Origin of the sequence: Shewanella mangrovisoli, assembly GCF_019457635.1 — a bacterium.
Taxonomy (GTDB): domain Bacteria; phylum Pseudomonadota; class Gammaproteobacteria; order Enterobacterales; family Shewanellaceae; genus Shewanella; species Shewanella mangrovisoli.
Genome location: NZ_CP080412.1, coordinates 1,865,998 through 1,886,914, shown reverse-complemented (window position 1 = coordinate 1,886,914; position 20,917 = coordinate 1,865,998). Strand labels below are relative to the sequence as shown.

General features: G+C 47.9%; 20 protein-coding genes and 3 tRNA genes. 8 read left to right on the top strand and 15 right to left on the bottom strand.

The window, feature by feature from the left end; all coding sequences use genetic code 11:
• Window positions 1-32: 32 nt before the first annotated feature.
• The gene (gene fabA / locus K0H60_RS08370) at window positions 33-548 is read left to right on the top strand and encodes a bifunctional 3-hydroxydecanoyl-ACP dehydratase/trans-2-decenoyl-ACP isomerase (RefSeq protein ID WP_011625892.1); all 516 of its coding nucleotides are present in this window, start codon (window positions 33-35) and stop codon (window positions 546-548) included.
• 107 nt (window positions 549-655) lie between these two features.
• On the opposite strand, the gene rmf is transcribed toward fabA, so the two are convergent.
• The 5 genes from rmf to rlmKL form a co-directional block, all read right to left on the bottom strand.
• Complete coding sequence (gene rmf, locus K0H60_RS08365; RefSeq protein ID WP_011071969.1) at window positions 656-832, bottom strand: ribosome modulation factor; 177 nt, start codon at window positions 830-832, stop codon at window positions 656-658.
• Between the two features lie 187 nt (window positions 833-1,019).
• A complete protein-coding gene (locus K0H60_RS08360) occupies window positions 1,020-2,846 on the bottom strand; it encodes a DUF3466 family protein (protein ID WP_220057848.1) in 1,827 nt (608 codons plus the stop codon).
• A 28-nt stretch (window positions 2,847-2,874) separates the two neighbouring features.
• Complete coding sequence (locus K0H60_RS08355) at window positions 2,875-4,797, bottom strand: ABC transporter ATP-binding protein (RefSeq protein ID WP_220057847.1); 1,923 nt, start codon at window positions 4,795-4,797, stop codon at window positions 2,875-2,877.
• A gap of 1 nt (window position 4,798) precedes the next feature.
• Window positions 4,799-5,038 (bottom strand): glutaredoxin family protein, encoded by a 240-nt coding sequence (locus tag K0H60_RS08350; RefSeq protein WP_011716643.1) that lies wholly within the window; start codon window positions 5,036-5,038, stop codon window positions 4,799-4,801.
• The gene (gene rlmKL / locus K0H60_RS08345; RefSeq protein WP_011716642.1) at window positions 5,031-7,172 is read right to left on the bottom strand and encodes a bifunctional 23S rRNA (guanine(2069)-N(7))-methyltransferase RlmK/23S rRNA (guanine(2445)-N(2))-methyltransferase RlmL; all 2,142 of its coding nucleotides are present in this window, start codon (window positions 7,170-7,172) and stop codon (window positions 5,031-5,033) included. The genes K0H60_RS08350 and rlmKL overlap by 8 nt, the downstream gene beginning before the upstream one ends.
• A 257-nt stretch (window positions 7,173-7,429) precedes the next feature.
• On the opposite strand from rlmKL, the gene K0H60_RS08340 reads away from it, so the two are divergent.
• From K0H60_RS08340 to atcC, 7 genes are all read left to right on the top strand, one after another.
• Window positions 7,430-7,506, top strand: a tRNA-Met gene (locus K0H60_RS08340).
• A 62-nt stretch (window positions 7,507-7,568) separates the two neighbouring features.
• A tRNA-Met gene (locus K0H60_RS08335) sits at window positions 7,569-7,645 on the top strand.
• Between the two features lie 33 nt (window positions 7,646-7,678).
• Window positions 7,679-7,755: transfer RNA gene (locus tag K0H60_RS08330), tRNA-Met, on the top strand.
• A gap of 429 nt (window positions 7,756-8,184) precedes the next feature.
• Window positions 8,185-8,469: a cold adaptation protein ActJcold adaptation protein ActJ gene (gene atcJ, locus K0H60_RS08325; RefSeq protein ID WP_011622321.1), complete on the top strand. Its 285-nt coding sequence runs from the start codon at window positions 8,185-8,187 to the stop codon at window positions 8,467-8,469.
• Window positions 8,470-8,609: 140 nt separating this feature from the next.
• Entirely contained in the window at window positions 8,610-9,143 is a 534-nt protein-coding gene (gene atcA, locus K0H60_RS08320; protein ID WP_041412985.1) for a cold adaptation protein AtcA, read from the top strand.
• The gene (gene atcB, locus K0H60_RS08315) at window positions 9,143-9,901 is read left to right on the top strand and encodes a cold adaptation protein AtcB (protein WP_086904444.1); all 759 of its coding nucleotides are present in this window, start codon (window positions 9,143-9,145) and stop codon (window positions 9,899-9,901) included. Before atcA ends, atcB begins: the two co-directional genes overlap by 1 nt.
• A gap of 10 nt (window positions 9,902-9,911) precedes the next feature.
• On the top strand, window positions 9,912-10,808 hold the full coding sequence (atcC, locus tag K0H60_RS08310) for a cold adaptation protein AtcC (RefSeq protein ID WP_011716640.1): 897 nt from the start codon (window positions 9,912-9,914) through the stop codon (window positions 10,806-10,808).
• Window positions 10,809-10,865: 57 nt separating this feature from the next.
• Here atcC and K0H60_RS08305 read toward each other — a convergent pair whose 3' ends face one another.
• From K0H60_RS08305 to K0H60_RS08260, 10 genes are all read right to left on the bottom strand, one after another.
• Complete coding sequence (locus K0H60_RS08305; RefSeq protein WP_220057846.1) at window positions 10,866-11,294, bottom strand: DUF6678 family protein; 429 nt, start codon at window positions 11,292-11,294, stop codon at window positions 10,866-10,868.
• 181 nt (window positions 11,295-11,475) lie between these two features.
• Entirely contained in the window at window positions 11,476-14,322 is a 2,847-nt protein-coding gene (locus tag K0H60_RS08300; protein ID WP_220057845.1) for an ExeM/NucH family extracellular endonuclease, read from the bottom strand.
• Window positions 14,323-14,561: 239 nt separating this feature from the next.
• The gene (locus K0H60_RS08295) at window positions 14,562-15,077 is read right to left on the bottom strand and encodes a GDYXXLXY domain-containing protein (protein WP_220058134.1); all 516 of its coding nucleotides are present in this window, start codon (window positions 15,075-15,077) and stop codon (window positions 14,562-14,564) included.
• Window positions 15,077-16,213 carry a DUF4401 domain-containing protein gene (locus K0H60_RS08290; protein ID WP_220057844.1) on the bottom strand — a complete coding sequence of 379 codons (1,137 nt, stop codon included), beginning with the start codon at window positions 16,211-16,213 and terminating at the stop codon, window positions 15,077-15,079. Before K0H60_RS08290 ends, K0H60_RS08295 begins: the two co-directional genes overlap by 1 nt.
• Window positions 16,206-17,270 carry a DUF2157 domain-containing protein gene (locus K0H60_RS08285; protein WP_220057843.1) on the bottom strand — a complete coding sequence of 355 codons (1,065 nt, stop codon included), beginning with the start codon at window positions 17,268-17,270 and terminating at the stop codon, window positions 16,206-16,208. Before K0H60_RS08285 ends, K0H60_RS08290 begins: the two co-directional genes overlap by 8 nt.
• 239 nt (window positions 17,271-17,509) lie before the next feature.
• Entirely contained in the window at window positions 17,510-17,905 is a 396-nt protein-coding gene (locus tag K0H60_RS08280; RefSeq protein WP_220057842.1) for a hypothetical protein, read from the bottom strand.
• 167 nt (window positions 17,906-18,072) lie between these two features.
• Entirely contained in the window at window positions 18,073-18,468 is a 396-nt protein-coding gene (locus tag K0H60_RS08275; protein ID WP_011625878.1) for a hypothetical protein, read from the bottom strand.
• Window positions 18,469-18,501: 33 nt separating this feature from the next.
• Window positions 18,502-18,966 carry a GNAT family N-acetyltransferase gene (locus tag K0H60_RS08270; protein ID WP_220057841.1) on the bottom strand — a complete coding sequence of 155 codons (465 nt, stop codon included), beginning with the start codon at window positions 18,964-18,966 and terminating at the stop codon, window positions 18,502-18,504.
• An 82-nt stretch (window positions 18,967-19,048) separates the two neighbouring features.
• Complete coding sequence (locus K0H60_RS08265) at window positions 19,049-19,651, bottom strand: GNAT family N-acetyltransferase (RefSeq protein ID WP_220057840.1); 603 nt, start codon at window positions 19,649-19,651, stop codon at window positions 19,049-19,051.
• Window positions 19,652-20,075: 424 nt separating this feature from the next.
• A complete protein-coding gene (locus K0H60_RS08260) occupies window positions 20,076-20,699 on the bottom strand; it encodes a 2OG-Fe(II) oxygenase (RefSeq protein WP_220055226.1) in 624 nt (207 codons plus the stop codon).
• Window positions 20,700-20,917 lie beyond the last annotated feature (218 nt).

Below are 20,917 nucleotides of genomic sequence, written 5' to 3'. Positions count from 1 at the left end.
TTGGCGGCTCTTATTGCTGGAGTAGTAAAACAATGAATAAAGCAAACAGTTTCAATAAAGAAGAACTCATCGCCTGTGGCCATGGGAATTTATTTGGTCCAAACTCGCCTCGTTTACCCGTCGATAATATGTTGATGATCGACCGGATCATTACCATTAACGATAACGGCGGTGAATTTGGCAAAGGTGAAATTGTAGCTGAACTCGATATTAATCCAGACCTATGGTTCTTTGGCTGCCACTTTATCAGCGATCCAGTGATGCCAGGTTGTTTAGGCTTAGACGCCATGTGGCAGTTAGTGGGTTTTTACCTCGGCTGGGAAGGCGCAGAGGGTAAAGGCCGCGCGCTGGGCGTAGGTGAAGTGAAATTTACCGGGCAAGTGTTACCTGGCGCGAAAAAAGTGACCTACAAGCTAAATATCAAACGTACTATTCATCGCAAGTTAGTAATGGGTATTGCCGATGCCATCCTTGAAGTGGATGGTCGTCAAATCTATAGCGCGACCGATTTAAAAGTTGGCGTATTTAGCGACACTTCGACCTTCTAATCGCAGCTGTCCCCTACACGACTCGATACAAAAATGCCCTCATCTGAGGGCAATTATGCTGCATTACTCTGTCTGTTCTGGGCTATTTAATCCACGAGAAGCACTCGTTATTTATTAAATAGCCCATTAACTCGGCCATCCACACCTTCACGCCAGCCACCTAACCACTGTGACCGCGAATCAAGATTTGCATAAGGACAAAGCTCTTTAGAGCGGCCCCCAATACCAGCCTGGAATCCTTTGGAAAAAGCTCTGTCTAAACGATCTCGTTTTTGTCTTTTCATGCAAGCGTCCTCTGTTCTACGTGAAATAGAAGCAACAGCTTCATCCATAGAGATAGTGCTTTTCAGCCTCGAGATCAATCAAAAAATCGTCCATTTTATCGACTATTTATTAAACTATTGAGATCATGATTAAAAAAAATCGAGGCATTTTGCCTCGATTTTTTGAGTCTGAATTAAAGCTGAAAAATTAGCGAGTGCGGCGACGTAACCAGACTAAAGGTAACGCTAATAACCAAGCAAGAGAAGCGGCGCCTTTACGTTCATAATTGCCTGTGTCAGTGCTTTCATCTACTGTACAAGCTTCACCATTAGTCGCAGGTTTTAACACCACCATACGCGGAATATAAGCTGTGACTGGATCACCATTACCACTGAGTTCAAACAGGGGAAGACCATTCTCACCTACGATAATATTGCCATCTGAGTCAAACTGGTAGGAAGGTTTACGAATAAAGGCAGTACCTACGATAGTGCCATCTTCATTAATACTCGCGGCTTCAACAACCAGAATGTCACTGTTATAGCTTAACACCTTACCAGTACCATCCTGCACTTCGACCTGATGGCGAGTCCAATTACCATCAGAGCCCTTTTCAAAACCCTTAGACTCACAGGTCAGCAAGTTATTGAGGTTACTGAACTCCCCAGTAGATTTCTCATACAGGAAGCCCGCCTTAGGACGTGGTTTTTCCTTATCATAGGTGGTTTCAATATAACCAACAACTTGACCTTTATTATTGATATCTTTGGGTTTGCTAGATAGATCCGTAGTTGTCGATGCAAAATCATTTGGCGTAACATAAGCCACATCAGGCGTATTGGTATCAAAGTAGAAGAACTTATCACGTAAATATCCTTGGATATAACTGCGATAGCTACCAACAAGAATACCGCTGTCATTCACATCGTAGGCGATAGAGCTTGAAATAGAATCCCCCATCGGGATCCAATGGTATTGATAGTTGCCCTCAGCATCTTTGCTCCAATAAGCCGCATCTTGGCGTAATCTATCGGTATTGCCGTTACGGTACACGTGCGAGCGTCCTGCGACCACACCTTCATTGTTAACACCCAAAGCTTGGGCGGTAAAGGTCAGCGTATTGTCACTGGCAGGGGTTAACCCTAAAGGTAAAGCGGTACCCGTTGCAATGCCATTGTCCAGTTGCCATACATAAGCACGAGTTTGGTACTGAATATTGCGCGTACCTTGAGTATTAGGGTATTGCTCGCGTTGAATACACACATCTAACGGTAACGTATTATCTGTGCCTAAACAGTAGGCTACGCGATCGCCACCATACTTACTGATATCGGTACTGGCATAACCAACAACCAAATTATTGTTGTTAACCGCCGTCGCCGCCGACCAGCCGCCTAACTCAACCGTTTTATCATCCTTCACGTACTGAGTGTAAGGTGGCAGTAACGGGATTTCACTATCGCCTACTTTGGCTACACCGCGATACTCATAATCTCGGTAATACCAGTAATCGGTCGTATCCTCTGTAGTTGCGGTGTTTTCCGTCTTCTTTTCAGGTGCGGTCATGCTGCCCACTTTCACGCCGGAATCATTGATGCCGTAATAAAAGGTATCGACAGAGTTCACCACAGAGGTATCGCTGGGTGGTGTAGTGCCATTGATACTATCGAAGGTCGGTAACCATGCACCAGCGGCAGCATTTTGCGCGGCAACAAAAGCAAAGTTATTGGCAACAATAGCTTCTGTAATGGAGTAAGTAATGGTTTCTTCAGGGGCAATACCATCTTCAACGTCGATAACCCCACCTTCCACATCAGAAGTACTGAGTTTTTTCTTACCTTTAGCGATACCGACTAACTCATCGTTGGCATTCACGCCCAAGGCATAACCGTTTCGTGTGCCTTCAAGCGTACCTTGCAGATCATAATTATCAAGATTAACAATTTCATATACGGGTGCGGCATGGGCACTGTGTAATACGCCAAGGACACCTAAGGCAACCAAGGAGAGGGCTTTATCCAACTTTGACTTCATTAATTCTATTCCCATTTTTATTATTGGTTTACTTCAGTGACTCAAGCTCTTCCCATCGCTCGAAGCAAACTTCCAATTGCTTTTCTTTATCCGCCAACAGGTTCAATACCGAATTGATTTTATCCTGTGTTTGATTATAAAAATCTGGGCTTGCCACTGTGGTTTGCAATTCGAGGATTTCTGCCTCTAATGTTTCCATCAACTCAGGCATGGCCTCTAATTCACGCTGTAACTTATAGGACAGTTTTTTCGCGGCTTTGGCGGGCTCGGCCACTTTCACCTCAGCGGTTTTTACTGTCGCAGGAGCTTCGACCGTGTTTGGCTGACTAGGTTCCTCAGAATAAAACTTTGCCCCTTGGTCAATCGCGTCTTGATAACCACCGACATACTCGCTCCAATGGCCACTACCCGCATACCACCAGCTGCTGGTGACAGTGTTATCGATAAAGGCCCTATCATGGCTCACAAGCAACAGTGTGCCTTGATACTCAGTCAGCAGCGACTCTAGCAATTCTAGGGTCTCAATATCAAGATCGTTTGTCGGTTCGTCGAGGATAATCAGGTTAGCCGGACGAATAAGTAACTTAGCCAGCAATAATCGGTTTTTCTCACCGCCCGATAATGCCTTTACAGGCGTACGGGCGCGCATCGGCGAAAATAGGAAATCCTGCAGATAACTTAAGATATGACGGTCTTGACCATTAATCGTGATGGTCTTTTTCCCCTCACCCACGTTGTCTTCAACGGTTTGCTCAGGATCCAACGCCTCACGGTATTGGTCAAAATAGGCAATCTCTAACTTAGTGCCGACTTTCACCTCACCCGATTGAGGTTGTAACTTCTCAATCAACAGCTTGATAAGGGTCGATTTACCACAACCGTTCGGGCCGATAAGCGCAATACGATCGCCTCGAAGTACCGTGGTATTAAAGTTTTTAACCAGATTTTTATCGGGCAGATTGTAGTTTAAGTCCTTTACATCAAAGACTAACTTACCCGAACGCTCGGTATCGGCCACCGCCATCTTGGCATTGCCCTGACGGTTCAAGCGCTCACTGCGTTCTTGACGCAGCGCCTTGAGTGCACGCACGCGGCCTTCGTTACGGGTACGACGGGCCTTAACCCCTTGGCGGATCCAGACTTCTTCTTCGGCTAATCGCTTATCGAATAAGGCGTTTTTCTCGGCTTCAACCCTTAACCATTCCTGCTTACCATCAAGGTAAGCTTGATAATTGCCAGGCCATGAGGTCACCACGCCACGGTCTAAATCGACGATACGGGTGGCCATGCGGGCAATAAAGCCCCTGTCGTGGCTGATAAACACGATAGCGCCTTGGAAATCCAGCAGGAATTTTTCCAGCCATTCGATGGTATCGATATCTAAATGGTTCGTCGGTTCATCGAGCAGCAATAAATCCGGCTCACTGACGAGGGCGCGAGCAAGCGCCACTTTACGCTGCCAACCACCGGATAATTCACTTAAGGATTTATCGGGGTCGAGGCCTAATAACTCACAATTTTGTTTGATGCGCGAGTCAAGCTGCCAACCGTTGTGATGATCCAACGTTTCCTGCAGCTTTTGCATCTGATTAAGCATGCGCTCCATCAGCTCAGGTTCGGCATAAGCCACATCATGGGACAGTTGATGATATTGCTCTAACGCTTCACCGACTTCTTTTAAGCCCGCAGCAATATAAGAGTAAACCGAGCCTTGCTCCGCCTTCGGTGGATCTTGTTGCAAACGGCTGACTGTGACGCTGCCATCGATGTTGAACTCACCTTCATCGAGCAGCACATCGCCGGATAAAATCTTCAATAGACTCGACTTGCCCGCACCGTTGCGGCCAACAATACACACTCGCTCGCCGCGCTCGATAGTAAAATCGGCATTTTGCAGCAGCGGAGTATAACCATAGGCTAACGAGCCATTATTGATACGAACCAGACTCAAACTAAGCTCCTAAAAATTCTTGTAATTGGGTAGCGTCAAAGGGCCAAAACAGGCAACGCTCATCCTCGGCCTTCACCACGGGAATACACACGCCATAACGTTCAGCTAAGGCTTCATCATCGCAAATATCGATGGCCGTAAAAGGCACCTCGGCGGCATTAAGCAATGCCGCAGCCTGTTCACATAAGTGACAGCCTTCGGTGTGGTATAGTATGTAACCCGCTTGCGGTACATTATGCATGAGTGATTAACCAAGTATTATGGATATGGGGATTGCGCTTGTAATCCATAGGCAAGGTCAGATCATCGATGTTTTCCACCTTGATTTTCATCTTGACCAAGGTGTCGGTGTCCATCTTAAACTTGCGTTTGTTGTTGGAGAACACTATCTCCCCATTTGGACTTAACAGCTTGATAAGCATGCCTAGTAAATTCACATGGTCACGCTGTACATCGAAGGAATCTTCCATCCGCTTAGAGTTAGAGAAGGTCGGCGGATCGATAAAAATCAAATCGTATTGCGCGGATTTATCGTGCGCACTATCGCGGATCCATTGCAAACAATCGGCCTGCACAAACTCATACTGCTTGCCACTGAGATCGTTTAACGCAAAGTTTTCCTTTGCCCACGCAAGATAAGTGTTGGACATATCGACCGTCGTGACCGACTTAGCACCGCCTAATGCGGCATGCACAGAGGCAGAACCTGTGTAGGAGAACAGGTTCAATACCCGGCGACCTTTCGATTTTTGTCCCACTAAACGGCGGGTTAATCTGTGATCGAGGAACAAGCCAGTATCCAAATAGCCTGTCAGGTTCAGCTTAAACTTAGCGCCATATTCGGTGGTGATAAGCTCAAGCTTACGCTCATCGAGCTTTTGATATTGATTGGTGCCCTTTTGACGCTCACGGGTCTTCATAGTGATCTTGTGCGGGTCGACACCAATCGCAGCAGGCAGCGCCAAGAGCACATCGCTTAAACGACGTTTTGTCACGGCCTCTGGAATGCTGGCTGGCGCCATATATTCCTGCACCACGATATGATCTAAGTAGCGGTCGACCGCCACGTTATATTCGGGAATGTCGGCATCATATAAACGGTAGCTGTCAATACCTTCTTTTTTCGCCCACTTTTCTAATTGCTTGGCGTTTTTCTTAATACGGTTCGCAAATGCTGGCGCGATATCGGCAATGTCCACCCCTTCCGGCAATACTGGCGTATCACGACGAGTGCTTTGCGCGTGCAAGGTATACAGGTTAAAGGCACACTCAAGCGCACCGTTAAACATCTTCATCTGTTTATCGGCTTTGAGTTTCAGTGCCGAAATCAGCTCGATATCGCTACAGAGCATAGCCACTTTCCAGCCGCCAAACTCCTTTTTAAACTTGTCGCCTAATTGGTAATACAGCTGCAATAGCTCAGAAACACTGCCTAAACGCTCACCGTAGGGAGGGTTAGTAATCAGGTAACCTTCGGCGGCGGGCGGCTCGACATTGAGCGCATTAGCGACTTTAAAGTCAATCAGTTCAAATACACCGGCGTTTTGCGCATTGCGTTTTGCTAGGGCCACTAAGCGCGAATCGATATCCGAGCCGTAGAACTTCACGTCACAACGCTTTACACCTAAGGATGCGCGCGCCTTGGCCTCTTCTAAAATCTCATGCCATGTCGCTTTATCATGGCGGCGCCAATGCTCAAAACCAAAACGGCTGCGCTGCAACCCTGGAGCAATATCGGCAGCCATTAATGCGGCCTCAATCAGTACAGTACCACTGCCGCAGAAAGGATCGAGTAAGGTCGTTGGCGCGGCTTTCCAGCCACTGCGCACTAGCATGTTGGCGGCGAGGTTTTCTTTTAACGGTGCTTCACCGGTCGTAGAGCGATAACCGCGTTGATGCAAAGAAGGTCCCGAGAAGTTCATCGCAATGGTAATCACCCCATTACGGAAATGGGCGTCGATTTTAATGTCGGCATCGATACGGGCGACGTTTGGACGGGCATCACCGTCATCACGGAAACGGTCAACAATCGCATCTTTAATCTTTAACGCACCAAACTGGGTGTTGTTGATAAAGCCGCCAGTGCCGTGAAAATCGATACTAAAGGTGTTGCGATTGGAGAAATGAGCTGACCAATCAATACAATAAGCTGCGTTATATAATTGCTCCGCCGACTCACAGGGGCCCTTATAGATCACCAGCACGATACGGCTGGCCAAACGCGTCCACAGGGTAATACGGTAGGCTAAGGCAAGCGGCGCGGTAAAATAGACACCGGCAACACTCTCTTTAATCTCAGTCGCACCAAATTCTGTCAGTTCTTGGGCTAAGCTATATTCAAAGCCCTTAGGGGCGGCAGCAAAAAAATTAAGCATGGGATAATCAATACGCAGTCAAAATCAAAGCGACATTATACCTGTGAAGCGACATAAAAGATAAACAGTTATTAGCCGAAACTCGATTTAGTCAGGCAGTTACCACTCTCTTTACGACAGATAAGCGGGCCACATTGCCCAGATTGTCCGAAATTCCCCCATTACGATTCATAATTAAGCACTCGTTCATTTTTTTGAAATTCCTCCTTGCAATGCCACAGCACTGCCGTTATAGTTCGCCCCGCTTTAGAGACGGACGCGGGATGGAGCAGCTTGGTAGCTCGTCGGGCTCATAACCCGAAGGTCGTTGGTTCAAATCCAGCTCCCGCAACCAATTTAAAGCCAAGGTGATGATATTCAAAAGGATATCCAATCTTGTAAATCCTCAATATCGGACGCGGGATGGAGCAGCTTGGTAGCTCGTCGGGCTCATAACCCGAAGGTCGTTGGTTCAAATCCAGCTCCCGCAACCAATTGATGGATAACAAATAGAAGTAATAATCGGACGCGGGATGGAGCAGCTTGGTAGCTCGTCGGGCTCATAACCCGAAGGTCGTTGGTTCAAATCCAGCTCCCGCAACCAATTATCGACTTACAATCACTAGGCCAGCATTAAGCTGGTTTTTTTATGCCTAAAATTCACTTCTTGTGTATCTGATTCGTTTCAGCCAATGGTAACGACTCGCTCGTCGGGCTCTACTATCTATAAGCAACAGACGAAGTGGCTGGTTTAAATCCAGCACAAGTTGCTAGCCATCAACTCACTCAGTTTACTTATCTTTTCCCCCGCCCCTGTTTGGCTTTATATACCTTATCTCCAAAAGCGCCGGCGATTTTTATCAAGCCTAATAAATGCCACGATTTCAGTCATAAATGCCAACAGAGTCGTTTGCCGCCTAATGCGCATTTCTGCTATGATCCATCGCTGACTAATCATAATTCCACAAATTGACAGATAATCAGCACTTAGCTTTTATCTTGCGATACCAACCCATCGCCTGCAGGTACAAATATGATTAACCACTTTAGTGTGCTCGGTATCAAACCTAGCGCCAAAGAAGACGACATTAAAAAAGCCTATCGCCGGCTCTCAAACAAATACCATCCCGATAAGTTGTTAGGTGCCTCTGATGAAGAAAAAGAGCAAGCATCACAACAACTTGAGCGCGTTAAAAAAGCTTATGAAGTGCTCTCAGATCCCAAGCTTAGAAATGCGTTTATCCGAGACTTCAACAATGTGATCGTGACCGATCCCAATGGCGCGATGCGCGAATTGTGGGATCAATTTTACCCTTAAGCGGGTTATTTCCAGTGCAACACTGGGAGTGCCAAATTAATGAGCTTAGTTTGCCAAGCCCCTTAATTTGGACCTTTTATTGCAACACGGTTTATTTTGAGAAGCTGTTTGTTTGATAGCTTTTATTTCGAGACATGCCCATGGCCAAAAAACTGAATATCTCACGCATTAATGAGCTTAAGACCAATGCCTACGACAATATCGAGTCCTATGATGACCCGGATACGCCTAAGGCACTGGAACAATTTACCAGTCAAATCAAAAAAGTATTACAGGCCGATCCTAAAATGCTCGAATCGGTGCCCGAGTATCTGCCTGTGGCACTCTATGGCCGAGTAAAATTTCCAAGTGATGCCAAGCTCAAGTGGGCTCACTGGATTAATACCGCAACGCAACCCGAGTGGGATGAGTTCAAGGTCACTATCGGCTTTAACAATGCCGATGTCCCATTAGTGCAGGCGGTGCGCGCCTATTCAGAAGATTTATTGATTGAAAGCTGCGCCGTACTCTATTTACTGGAAAACCAAGGCAAAAGTGCACCTGCGCCTAAACGCAGCGCTGACGATGATTTTGAAGACGAAGACAGTGATTACGCCGACTATTCCGATGACGACGATGATGACGGCGAAGAGGAAGATGGCTACTACGATCACTACGATGATGAGGACCGCTAATGAACACTAGTCTCATTGAAATAACCGTTGCCGAGATTAAAGAGCTCGCCGATGTCGAGCCAAAACAGGCCAGTAAACGTTTCGAACTCATCGCCACCACAATGAACGATGAGCAATTAGTCGAAGTCATTGAAAAAATGGACATTGTGACCCTGACGCAAATCAACAGTCACCACGATATCTCCTGCCCGTCAATTATGTCGGAGCTGATGACCCCTGAACAAATTCGCGACATCGTCTGTCAGCAACCATTGTATTGGGAAGAAAAAATCAAGAACAATGCCGAAGAACTTATTCAGCATACCTTTGATTTTTTGACCTATTTAATTCGCATCCAAGATAGCGAAGAAAAACAAACCGCTATTTTAGAGTGCATTGCCGAAGATCCCGCTGGCCTCTTCTATCTGTCTATCCCCTTTATCGAGATGATGCTGGGCGAACGCCACGACGATGAAGACCACTTCAACGATTATTACGACGATGAAGAAGATACCGACACCGTCGGCTATGACAGCCGTGTCGACAGTGAAGAAGCCCATAGCTTAAGCCTAGATGACCCACGTAGTCTGATGGCGTTAATCCATGAGCTGGCACCCGATGTAGAAAAAGCCATTAAAAACCTGCTGCGTAACGAAAGCTCTGGCTGGGAAATGATCATTAACAAGTTCGTCAATGAACTGGTTATCCAAGCGAAAGAGAAAAACCAAGTCACGGACGAATACGCAGAAGTGGATGATATGTTTAGCTTTTTAGATTAAGGATCCCTAGATGCAACTGGTACTGCGTGATTTAGACCAAGGCCCATACCTGAGTAAGGTGTTGGCTAAAGGCCAAGCAGACGACACCCTTAGCGGTGAGCAGCTCGCACAAATCAAATCTAAAGCCATTTTGATGAGCCTCAAATTGGCGGATAAGTTCTACAACAAGTACAAGATGCACTTACTGGAACAGGCGGCGCACGATGTGATTGGCGTCGTCAGTCTCGGATTAATGGAACTGTCTGATCAGGACCAACAGCAAGCGGTGCGTTTATTGCTCACCGCCGATGGCGTGGTCAAATGCTTCCAAAAGGGTTGGAGCATGCTCAGCGTTGTCAGCAAACATAAGCTGGTGAATGGTAAGTCGCTCTATGGTGACGTGGATAAATTCCTGCTGGAACAAGTCTCTACACCGCCAGATGCCGAAGAGTGGCTGGGCTATGAGGCCTACCAAGATGCATTGGCCGAGCACCAACGTCAGCAATCGATTGCAGCGCTAATGGCGCAGTTTTATGCCCAAACTAGCTATGATCCCTTGGATTTCTTAAATCTGGAGAGCGTATTGGCCGAAGCCGTGCTGTATCGGATGTTGTTTGATAATGCCAAAGTCAGACAAGATCTGAAAAAGCGCATTGCCAAAATCAGCTTGCAGGACGAATGGTTTAGCCTCGAGTATATCGAGCAGCAAACCCAAAAAGCCCTGGCGGAACTCCCCGCGGAGCTGGCCGAGACTATCGGTAAAGATTTAGGTAAAAACTTTGCGCCAGCATTGCTGCGTACATTGAATTTTGCGAAAAGCTACCGCGAACTGCTGCTTAGCGACGCCTCCCCTGAGCGTTTAGAAAGATTCGAGCATAAAGAAGGACTCGTCGGTCTACTCGGCTGGCCGCTTTATATCGTGCTTTAATCCTTAGCGGGGCGCTAATCAATTAGGCCCCGCTTTTTATCTACCATCTGAAGTTGCTTACGCTTCCTTTATCGTCTCGCCACCAGCTGCAATACAAAATACCGGCATAGCCGCATCGGGGCGAAGATAGCCCCAAATCCTAATCCCTTGAGCTTCTTTGCTGTAGGGGAGCCGATACTTGTGCAGTTGCGCCTCGATATAATCAGTGAAATCCGTGGTTTTTTCCGGCAGTAATCTGCCGCGGTGTTCTCTTTTGAGCAGATCAATCTCAAGCCATTCAATCCTCTCGCAAATTGCGAGTAACTCGTCCCACCATACTGGCGTGAAACCAGGGTTTGGTCCTTCATCTTCCAGCAGCTTATAACGCACATGGGGCACAAAGTCCGGCTTTTCATGGAGCGCCTGCTCAAGCTGACGCCATTTAGTGAGGTTCATCACCGAGGTTAATTGATGCTGATTGAGGTACACCAAGGTGTCTGCATTCATTGTGATGCGCCTGCTCCCTGTGAGTAAAAATCCATAAGTAGCGTCATCTTAGCTTAAGCGAGGATGTACTTACAGCGACTTAGCTTGAATTTCAAGCACGCGATTGTGAATTAAAGTAAGCGAATAAACGTAAAAAAGCCTGCAATGCAGGCTTTTGATATTTAAAGAAAGAGGCTAAGGCTTAACGGAAGGTCAGTGACGTGGTATCCGTTAATTTATCATTGTCTTTCACGGTTAACTCGACCGTATGCAGCCCGCGGCGTGCTTGGCGAAACACAACAGGACCACTTGCACGGCTACCGTTATCAAACTTCCATTTATGCTGTTTGATCACACCGTCAGTGTCATAGCTGGTCGAAATAAACATATCGACTAACCATAAATTGATGTGCTGAATTTGCGCCACGGGTGGCTTTTTCACGTTCTCAACCACCACAGACACCATTTGTGAGCTGCTATGGCTTAAACCGTCATCATCGGTCACAGTTAACGTCACTAGATAATCACCAGTTTGCGCATAGGTGTGGGATACCGACTCGCCCATGGCTTGGCTATTATCGCCAAAGTCCCACTCAGTAGAGACAATTTGGCCGTCGCTATCAATGGAGGTTGAAGTCAATTGCACACTCGCACCATTCACAAGCTGAGTAAAGCTGGCTTCAGGAGCCACGTTTTCCGCTTCGAGCAGGAGTGAAATCACCACAGGATCATGATCCGATGAGCGATAAGCATCACTGGCATAAAGGTCTTGCACCTGCGCAGCCGTCTTAAACTCTTCGTTGTAATCTAACACCCGTGGCTCGTCGGTATTGATATGCCACTCGGTCACATCCACGACTTTATCCACTAACGCGGTATTGGCCAGCGCATGGTCTAACTGCCCAGATTCACCCGAGAATACATAGGAATAAGGATTGGCTTTTTCAAGTTTTGCAAACAACTCGCTAAAGCCAGCGTTAGCCAATGCGCTTAGCGGATCTTCCTTGGCATAGGAGTTTAAGTCGCCGATCAGCAGTACGCCTTGCTCTGGATACTGCTCTGCAATCCACTGCCCCGCCGCCGTTGCTGCGCGGGTACGGGTAATATTGCAGTTACCTTGACCATCGTTCATATCTGGATCGCCAGCACACTCACTGCCCTTAGATTTCAAGTGATTAACCGCAACGACTACACTCTCCTCACTGCCGTTTAGCACGAAGGCTTGAGTCAACATAGGGCGGTTTTTGCTGTCGTCGAATAGTGGCTGCGCGGCGTCATCTAAGGGTGAATTAGCGCTGGATAGAATACGCGCATCACCCTGAGGGCTCACTTTGTCACTGCGATAAATTAAACCAACGGTAATCGCATCCGTACCGATCGCGCTTAAGTTACTGCCATTGACCTTTGGAATAACATAGACATAGCGATTTTCTCCCACGGCGGCATTGAGGCCCGCCACGAGATCGGCAATCGCCGAGTTAGCGCCAAAGCCATCGTTCTCGATTTCCATCAGACCAAACACATCGGCACTGATCCCCACCATAGCGCTGACAATCTTCGCTTTTTGACGCTCAAACTCACTCTGGGTATTGGCACCGCGCGCAGTAGGGAAACCGCCGCCCTGTCCATCGCCATTAAAGTAGTTCAGTACGTTAAAGCTAGCGACTTTCAGATTGCCGCCTTCGGCAAGCACTGGCGATTGTGGACGAGGATTTTCTGCCACAAAATTAACTGGCTCAGTCGGCATAATGCGATAAAGATTAAAGCCATAGTGCATGACGCCCGTCAGGCTCGTGGCTTTGTCACCCACACGCACAGTGTTCGATGCGCTTAAACCTGGCGCCGGGAAAATCACAGGATCAGGGTTCTGCGCCGTTAAGCCATCGTCGAGTAAAATACTGTCTTTGAGATTAGCAGCAGTGACGGCTAAGGCATCATCACCTGGCGCGGCCACTTGCGTCCCAATAAAGTGACGGCTGCTACCGAGTGAAATTTCACCATAGCGGCCCAAGTTGTAGACTTCGTTCACCACCAGATCTTGGCTAAAGCGTACGCGCATGCCTTCAAATGGCTCAAAGTCATCGCTCGAATTTACAGGTAATGTCACCACGGCCGCAGTTGGTAGGGTTTGTCCTGCGGCACACAGTTTATGATCGGCAACGGTAGTCAGTTCCGTTAAGCCTTGATATTCAGTGACTTTAGCCTTTAAGCGTACACGATCGCCCGCCACATAACCCGTTGGCGCATTACCGGTATAAACAAACACCCCTTCCGAGGTTTGTGGATCGTTATCGGCTTCGTTGTCGGCCATTTGCACGAAGATGCCCTTTAGGCCAGCTTCTTGGTTACTCACCACAATGGCTTCTACCACTAAGGTTTGTCCGTTTAACGGACTGACATTGGTCGAACCTTGCAGGGCATGGATAGGCGTTGAGGCTTCACCACAGGCTAATGAACTCGGTGGCGGCTCAACAGGATCGGTTGGAGTGCCCGCGCTGAACTTACCCAGATCCGAGATATCGTCTTTGGCAAAACCTAACCATGTATTAAAGGTGACTGCATCATCAATAATGGGATCGGCGATTAGCTGTTCGGGATTGCGGCGCAGGGTATTGTCCTGCGTCGATAAATCACCACTGCCCCACTCACTGCCGGGATCGACACCCACTTGACCTAAGCTATCAATCACTTGATCTTGATAGGTCAGCACAATGGCATCGTCACCATTGAAAAAACTCGCGCTGCTTTGTTGATTTGTCACCGCCAGAATATCGGCCGATGCATCATTATCAGCAACCACATGAGTCGCCCCTGCGGCTAAGGTGCCGGTCAGGGCGATAGTCATGCCCACCGTTGTGCTGCCATTAAAATAGAAGCGTAATTGATACTGGCTTAAATCGATGCTGCTGGCGGTTGGGTTGTACAACTCAATGGCTTTGTTGTTGCTGCTGCCTTCAACATATTCAGTAATAATCAGATTATCGGCAGCATGGGCAAACCCACACACGCCACTGATGGCTAACGCCAACAGCGTTTTGTTATTAAACATAATGACCCCTAATAAGTATATTTTTTATATTGGTATTGAAGTTAAAGACTTACGATTTCACGAAGCGCTTAGCCTCGAAAACTGACGATACTATAGGGAATCAAGGTTACAAATTAGTTGCACGCAAGTTGCAACTTAAGATGGATATTTGGGCGGCGATTTAGCGGATTGGACTAGGAAAAATAGCGAAGATGGCGAGCCTGGCTCACCATCTTGTTAAAGATCATCAGAGTAGCCCGTTATAGTGGCTGCAACTGCTCATCGAGTAGGCTGACTAACAACAATTCTCCCCGAGCGTTCACTCTAAACTCACCATACTTTGCTTGGCTGAAGTGATCGGCTTGGCCCTCTTCGAAGAAAAAACTATTTGAGGCGAGCTTTACTCTATGATTGCGCAGGCGAAAATCTACCGTGAGTTGCTCGGCAGCTTTGGGCTGGTCACGATAAATACCCACAAAGTGCGCCACCTTTTGCGAGTCGAGCGTCAACAGCAGTTGTCCCTGCGTCATCCCCTCGGGCAACGCGGCGCGCACCTCCTGCGCAATAGCATACTCCAAGGCCATATAATCCCCCTGCATAATCGAGCGAGGATCCACTGGCGCTAAGGCAAAACGTACCACTTGGCCATCCTGTAATAACTGCTCAAACTGAGCGATTCGCCAGTTGATGCTTATCAGCAGTGCCGCAGTGGTAAACACCACTAAGACTATGGCGCGCTTATGAAAACGGCTTAATGCTAAGGTCGCTTGATTCATCATGCTTGCTCCTTTGCTGCGACCAGCACTTGTTTGATGGGAAAATAGCGCCACATCAGCAATCTCGCGATAATAAGCACTCCGCCTAATCCCATCAAATACAGAGATTTAAGCATCAAGGTCGTCTCTAGGGAATAATAATAGCCCGCCGCAAACACCAGCCCAGAGGCAATCCCCATCCCCTTAAGCCACGCCTCGTGCCCGTAGTGCCCTAACAATATCAGTAGCACAGCCGTTGATAAGCCCTGCATTGGTAAAGACAGTGCACTAATAAGCACTAACCCTAAAAGCGCGAACAATATGGCAGGATGGGTGAATGGGATCTGCCATTGCTTACACAGACTCAGGAGCAAAAAGCTGCAGATGGCAAACACGACCAGTAAATGAATCGCGGTTATCCCCGACTGCCACCCCACGGCATACAACTGCGAAAACTCCCTATCCAGACTAAACACATGCATAAGTTGAATGGTGAGCAGATTTGCACTCGTGGCAAAAATCCACATTCTCGCCCTTTGATAGTGGTGCCCAGTGCGGTGAAGATTGAGTAGCACAATACTCGATAGCAATAGCCACAGCGTCGGCGTTAACGATAAGAGATGCCACTCGGCCAACAGGCCGGTGACACAGACACTACAGCCAAATGCAAATACCCACTGGGCCACAGTGTGCTTGATAATCCCCCAAAGCAGTAAAAACAATGCAGCCATGCTCAGATACCAAGCCAGATTGAAGGCTCCGCCGAGTAAATCAAACAGCCCCCAAGCCAAGGCAAGCGTGCCGCTTAAGCAGGAGGCAAAGGCAAACTGCAGCAAAAAGTGCTGTTGGCGCCCGCCCCAATATAAAGCAAGCCCTAAGCCTAGATAGCTGCCACCGATAAAGAGTGCCGCGCCCCCTTCGAATCGTCCCCACAAACTATCGAAAAGTGACACCATAAAACCTAATAAGAACCAAGCGGCTATCCAGGCTGCACCGGCTTGCATCAGAGCGATATACCAGGGCATGTCTTGGGATTCAGGCAACTCAGGGGTATTCACGGCGCCCTTGGTATACAAACTCTCCCACAGAGATTGCGCCGCAGATATCTCGCTTGTTTGCATCGACTCATTCTGGAACTCATTCTGGTGCTTATTCATGGCTTAGCTCCTCATTCTCGCTGGGTGTCTGCGTAGGCGAGATGCCCGCTTTAGCTTGCCGATGCAATCGCCTTAACACCGCACTTAAGCCAGTGCTCGCTAAAATGATGTAAAGCCCAATCAACAAAAAGCCGCCAATGGGATCGCTATCGCGAAACAACAGTTCGGTGAATAGCGCCGCGCCAACGGTAATCAAGCTAAAGCCACCCAACGCCAAGGGATAAACCTGCAATCGTTTGTGCCTGAACCACCAGAATCCAAACAATAGATGGCCAACGTAGCCAACCCACACACTGACAAGCAGCGGCTTAGTGTCGCTCGGCTCAAAAATCATCCAACACACCAGTAAGGTAAAGCACCCCATGGCCATCAGTGAACTCGCATACTCGACAAATGGCGCATGCCAACGTCTGCTGCTACTGCCGAGAAACACAAAACCATAGTAGATAGTCAGATTAAGGACCACGAAGAGACATAACCACAACTGTTCATCTAGCCAGAGCGAAGTCGTATCGGCATACAGCCCAAGGCTTAAATTGGCTAGCCCCACCAGCAATAACCATAGGCCATCAAAGCCTGCCACCCACGCGAAGGGCAGAATCGCAAGCGCCCAAATGGCGAATAACTGCCAAGGGTCTGCGCCGGTTTGATAGGTTTGCCCGACCAGGGCTAACAGCCCTCCCACCAACAGGCTCACCACCAGCAGCGCAGCATTGGCAAGAGTTGCTCCAAATAAAGAATGAGAAGGGTCAACGAGCCGCTTAGCCGCACTGCGATAATACAGCCAGACAAAGCTGACAAGACTCATCAATAGCGCAGCTTCAATCAGCGCAAACTTGCTCATTCGCTCGAGGGACTGCCAGTTATAGGCAAAAAAGAAAATCACTCCGCAGGCAAAGCTTAACGCCCCCGACCATTGTAAAAGCTGCGCTAATAAGCTGCGCCAACGGGCGGCGTTGGGTGGCACGGATAACTGTCGATACAGTTCATTTGCCACAGTTGGCGTGATATGTCCCTGTTCCAGCCATTCATAGACGTGCGAGGTAAGATGGCGCAATCTGAAATCTCCCTATTATTTGCTGACGTTGGCAGCGCAACTTCACCAGATGCTATCACTAAGAGCTACAACTAGGTGCTATCACTAGGCGCACTACAAACCTGCCAAGTAAATTGCCAAAGATAGTCCCTATTGTATTGCTCAATAGAGCAAATAGATAAGTGAATCTTCAGCCTTATTCATAAATCAACCAAAGGGATAAAAGCACTGTCTTTTGAAGGGTAAAATGGTTAATCGAACTAAAGTGCTTGTAACTGCAGTGGACTCAGCACCGCAAGCAAGGCTATCAATAAAAAGACTAAGGATTGCAAACGTAGGCGCAGGCTAGCTTGGGGTGGGGATAATAAGGCCACGTAAAAAAGCCAAATCGCATACATACCGTAATTCAGTCCCAAAAACAGCAATAAGCTGTAGCCATACATTTCAGGAAGGAGTTTGAGGGCACACACCAAAAACACGGCGGTAGTGGATAAATAGAATACCGATTGGCAATAGAATAGCGCGCTAAACCACTGTTTATCTGGTTCAGACAAAGGCGCATTCATCAGCTTCGGCAGCCGCTTTTGTTTCCCCTCCACTAAGTGATAAACGCACACGCCAGCGCTCAGGATTGTTGCTATTACCAGACTGATCATTGCTTATCTCTCGCCCTTATTCGCGGCCATCAGGCCCTTGCTTATCTAGGGAGTAAGACCCGCCAAAGCTCAACTCTATTGCAGGTGCTTAACGCTAATTCAAAAAATCATTCTTCAGATAATAAAACAAAGGAGCCTCAGGCTCCTTTGTTTATCACAGGCAAGGCTTACATGGTGGCCATGGTCCAGTAATCGAGGCGCTTTTGCGGATCGGCTAACAGGTTTTTACATTCTTCTTTGTATTTGCCCATCAGCGCACCTAAGTTACTTGAGCCGCCTAAGCTCTGGATCTGGCGCGCCTTAGCGTCGGCAACCGCTTGGGTGACTTCGGCCTCTGACTGATACTTTTTCGCCAGATTTTCAGCCTCGACCTTAGAGGTTTTTAAACGCTCGCCCACAGCCTGCATTTGCGGAGCATTCATGGCGCCAATGGCCTCTGAACTGATTTGATAATAAGCAGCGCATTCAATGGCTTCTTTACTAAAGGCCTTTTCTGCCTCATCGGCAACTACGCTATGGCTCACAGTTAACATTAAGCCGGCAACGGCAAACGCTTTAAACATCTTGTTGTCCTTTTATTCGCAATTAAGCATAAACTACTTAAGCAATGAGTGGATCTCAAGCTCGTAAGTTAAAAATTTCTGATCCCGCACAAAGCCTAAAGCCTCATACAATCCCTGCGCGCGGACATTCTCCTTTTGGGTCTCGAGCACTAAGGCGCGAGCGCCCTGAGCTTTGGCATACTCAGTCGCCTGTTGCACCAAGGCCCGACCAATGCCGACACAACGCGCATGCTGGGTGACAAACACATCGTTTAGGATAAAAATCGGCGCCAAGCGCAGCGACGAATAACAGGGATACAACTGCACAAAACCCAACCCCATCCCCTCGGGAGAGCGCGCGATAAACACCACGGACGAGGCATCCTGCAAACGCGCACGAATAAACTGCTCCGCCGCCGGGACATCATCCTTACAGCCGTAAAACTGCCGATACTCATTAAATAACAGGGCAACCTCATGACAATGGGATACGTCAGCGCGAGAAATAATGTTTGCCATCGGCCTTTCCTACCTCAAATCTACGTGCGTGTTGCGACTCCAAATAGCGAATGAATGCCGTCATTTGAAGCCTCAATTCGCCTTACTCTACCGGTCGTTGCTGTAAGCGAAATGCTAAGTTGTGTTTCACTGTGGCCCATTCAGAATCGATAATCGAGTACACCACGGTATCGCGGATCGTGCCATCCTTGAGGATCTTATTGTTGCGCAGCACGCCATCTTGCTTGGCGCCGAGGCGGGCAATGGCTTGGCGAGATGCTTGATTGTGCCAATGGGTGCGAAACTCGACGGCAATGGCATCGAGGGTGTCGAAGGCAAAGGTCAGCAGTAATAACTTGGATTCGGTATTAATCCCCGTGCGCTGAGCGCGCTTGGCGTACCAAGTGTAACCAATCTCCAAATGGCGATGCTCGCTCTCCCAGTGGCAGATACGGGTGCAGCCGACAATCTCACCGGAGAGACGGTCGCGCACCGCAAACGGGAAACTCTCGCCGCGCGCTTTCTCATCCAAGGCTTTAGTCACATAGGCTTTCATCTCGCTTGGCTCTGGCACGCTGGTAAACCATAAACGCCACAACTCGCCATCCGCCACCGCTAAACTCAAGGCGGCAACATGGGATAAAGAGAGGGGTTCCAACACGACATGTTCGCCCGTTAAACAACCTAAAAGATCGCGTTCGCCCACAGTATCGCCTCCATTAGCTGACTAAAAAGTGTGTCCTTGCGCACATTTTTTACTAGCCTAACATTAATCTAAAATAAAAAAACCTCTATTTTCAATGTGATTTGATAATTTCATTCTAGGTGCAGGCGCTAAGATTTTCTTAAGCTTCGCCGTCGAAAATGACATGTTGATGAATTGGATTAGGCAGATGTTGTAGTCGTTCTGATGCAGCCAAATAACGCAGGGATCTAAAGAGTTCGGATAGTGATGCCCCTTTTGGCCTAGCGTCAGCGCAAACGAGCAAAAGTGAACGACTTAGACATCGATTTGGCGGATGTCGATAACGCTGCACCATTAAGATCAAAAAAGCGCAGTGTTTACTTAGAAACACTGCGCTTTTACGTCGCAATTAGCCTTTGGCAACTCAAGTCAAAACTGCCTGAGATTAAAACCCGTGCACGCTATTACTCACCCTAAACCAGCCAGCAATACTGTTGCGCTGGGCTAGTGTTTTACTGACCTCATGGGGGAAGCGCTCGCTTAAGAAAATCACAAAGTGGCCCATTTTAGGCGCGATGCGTTCAATCTCATTATCGGCTTCATCATAAATAATCAGCTCGCCGCAATCTGCTGGCGTCCAATCGGGATTTAAGAAAAATACTGTGGTTAAGATACGGTTTTGACTGCCTTTTAGCGCATCCACATGCTTCTTATAAAAGGCGCCGGGCTGATACACAGCATAATGGCTTTCGTAGTCGAATAATCCCATAAATAATCGACGATTTAGGCCATCCTTTAACTGCGTCATCAAGTCTAAATAGAGGCTATCTGGCTCGCTCTGCTCCTCCAGCCACTGGATCCTATCACGGCGGATATCGGGGTTGAGTTGCTGCTCTGCACCACGTCCAATCGAAGCCGCTTTGAGCTCATGTATTTCTGTTGCTTGGATTTTTTCCAATAATACTTGGCTAATTGGGTGAGGAATTAACTCGGGTAAAAAGATATAGCCTTTGTCTACCAAGGCGTCAGCGATCACATCCAGCACTGCTTCACTTAATTGCGAAACCATTAATGCTACATCCAATAATAAGAGGCTACGCTTTAGCTGTACTCAAGGGCTCAAAGGAGGGGAACTGAGCCTGATTTTCGAGGGGCGTCGATACGGGATAAAGAAGCTATCCCACAGTCAAATTTGGCGGGATTTTAGAGTAAAGATTATCGAAAAACAATAGCGTAAAAAAAGGCTTGATAGGTTGCCCTACCAAGCCTTTGGCCCTTTTTACAATG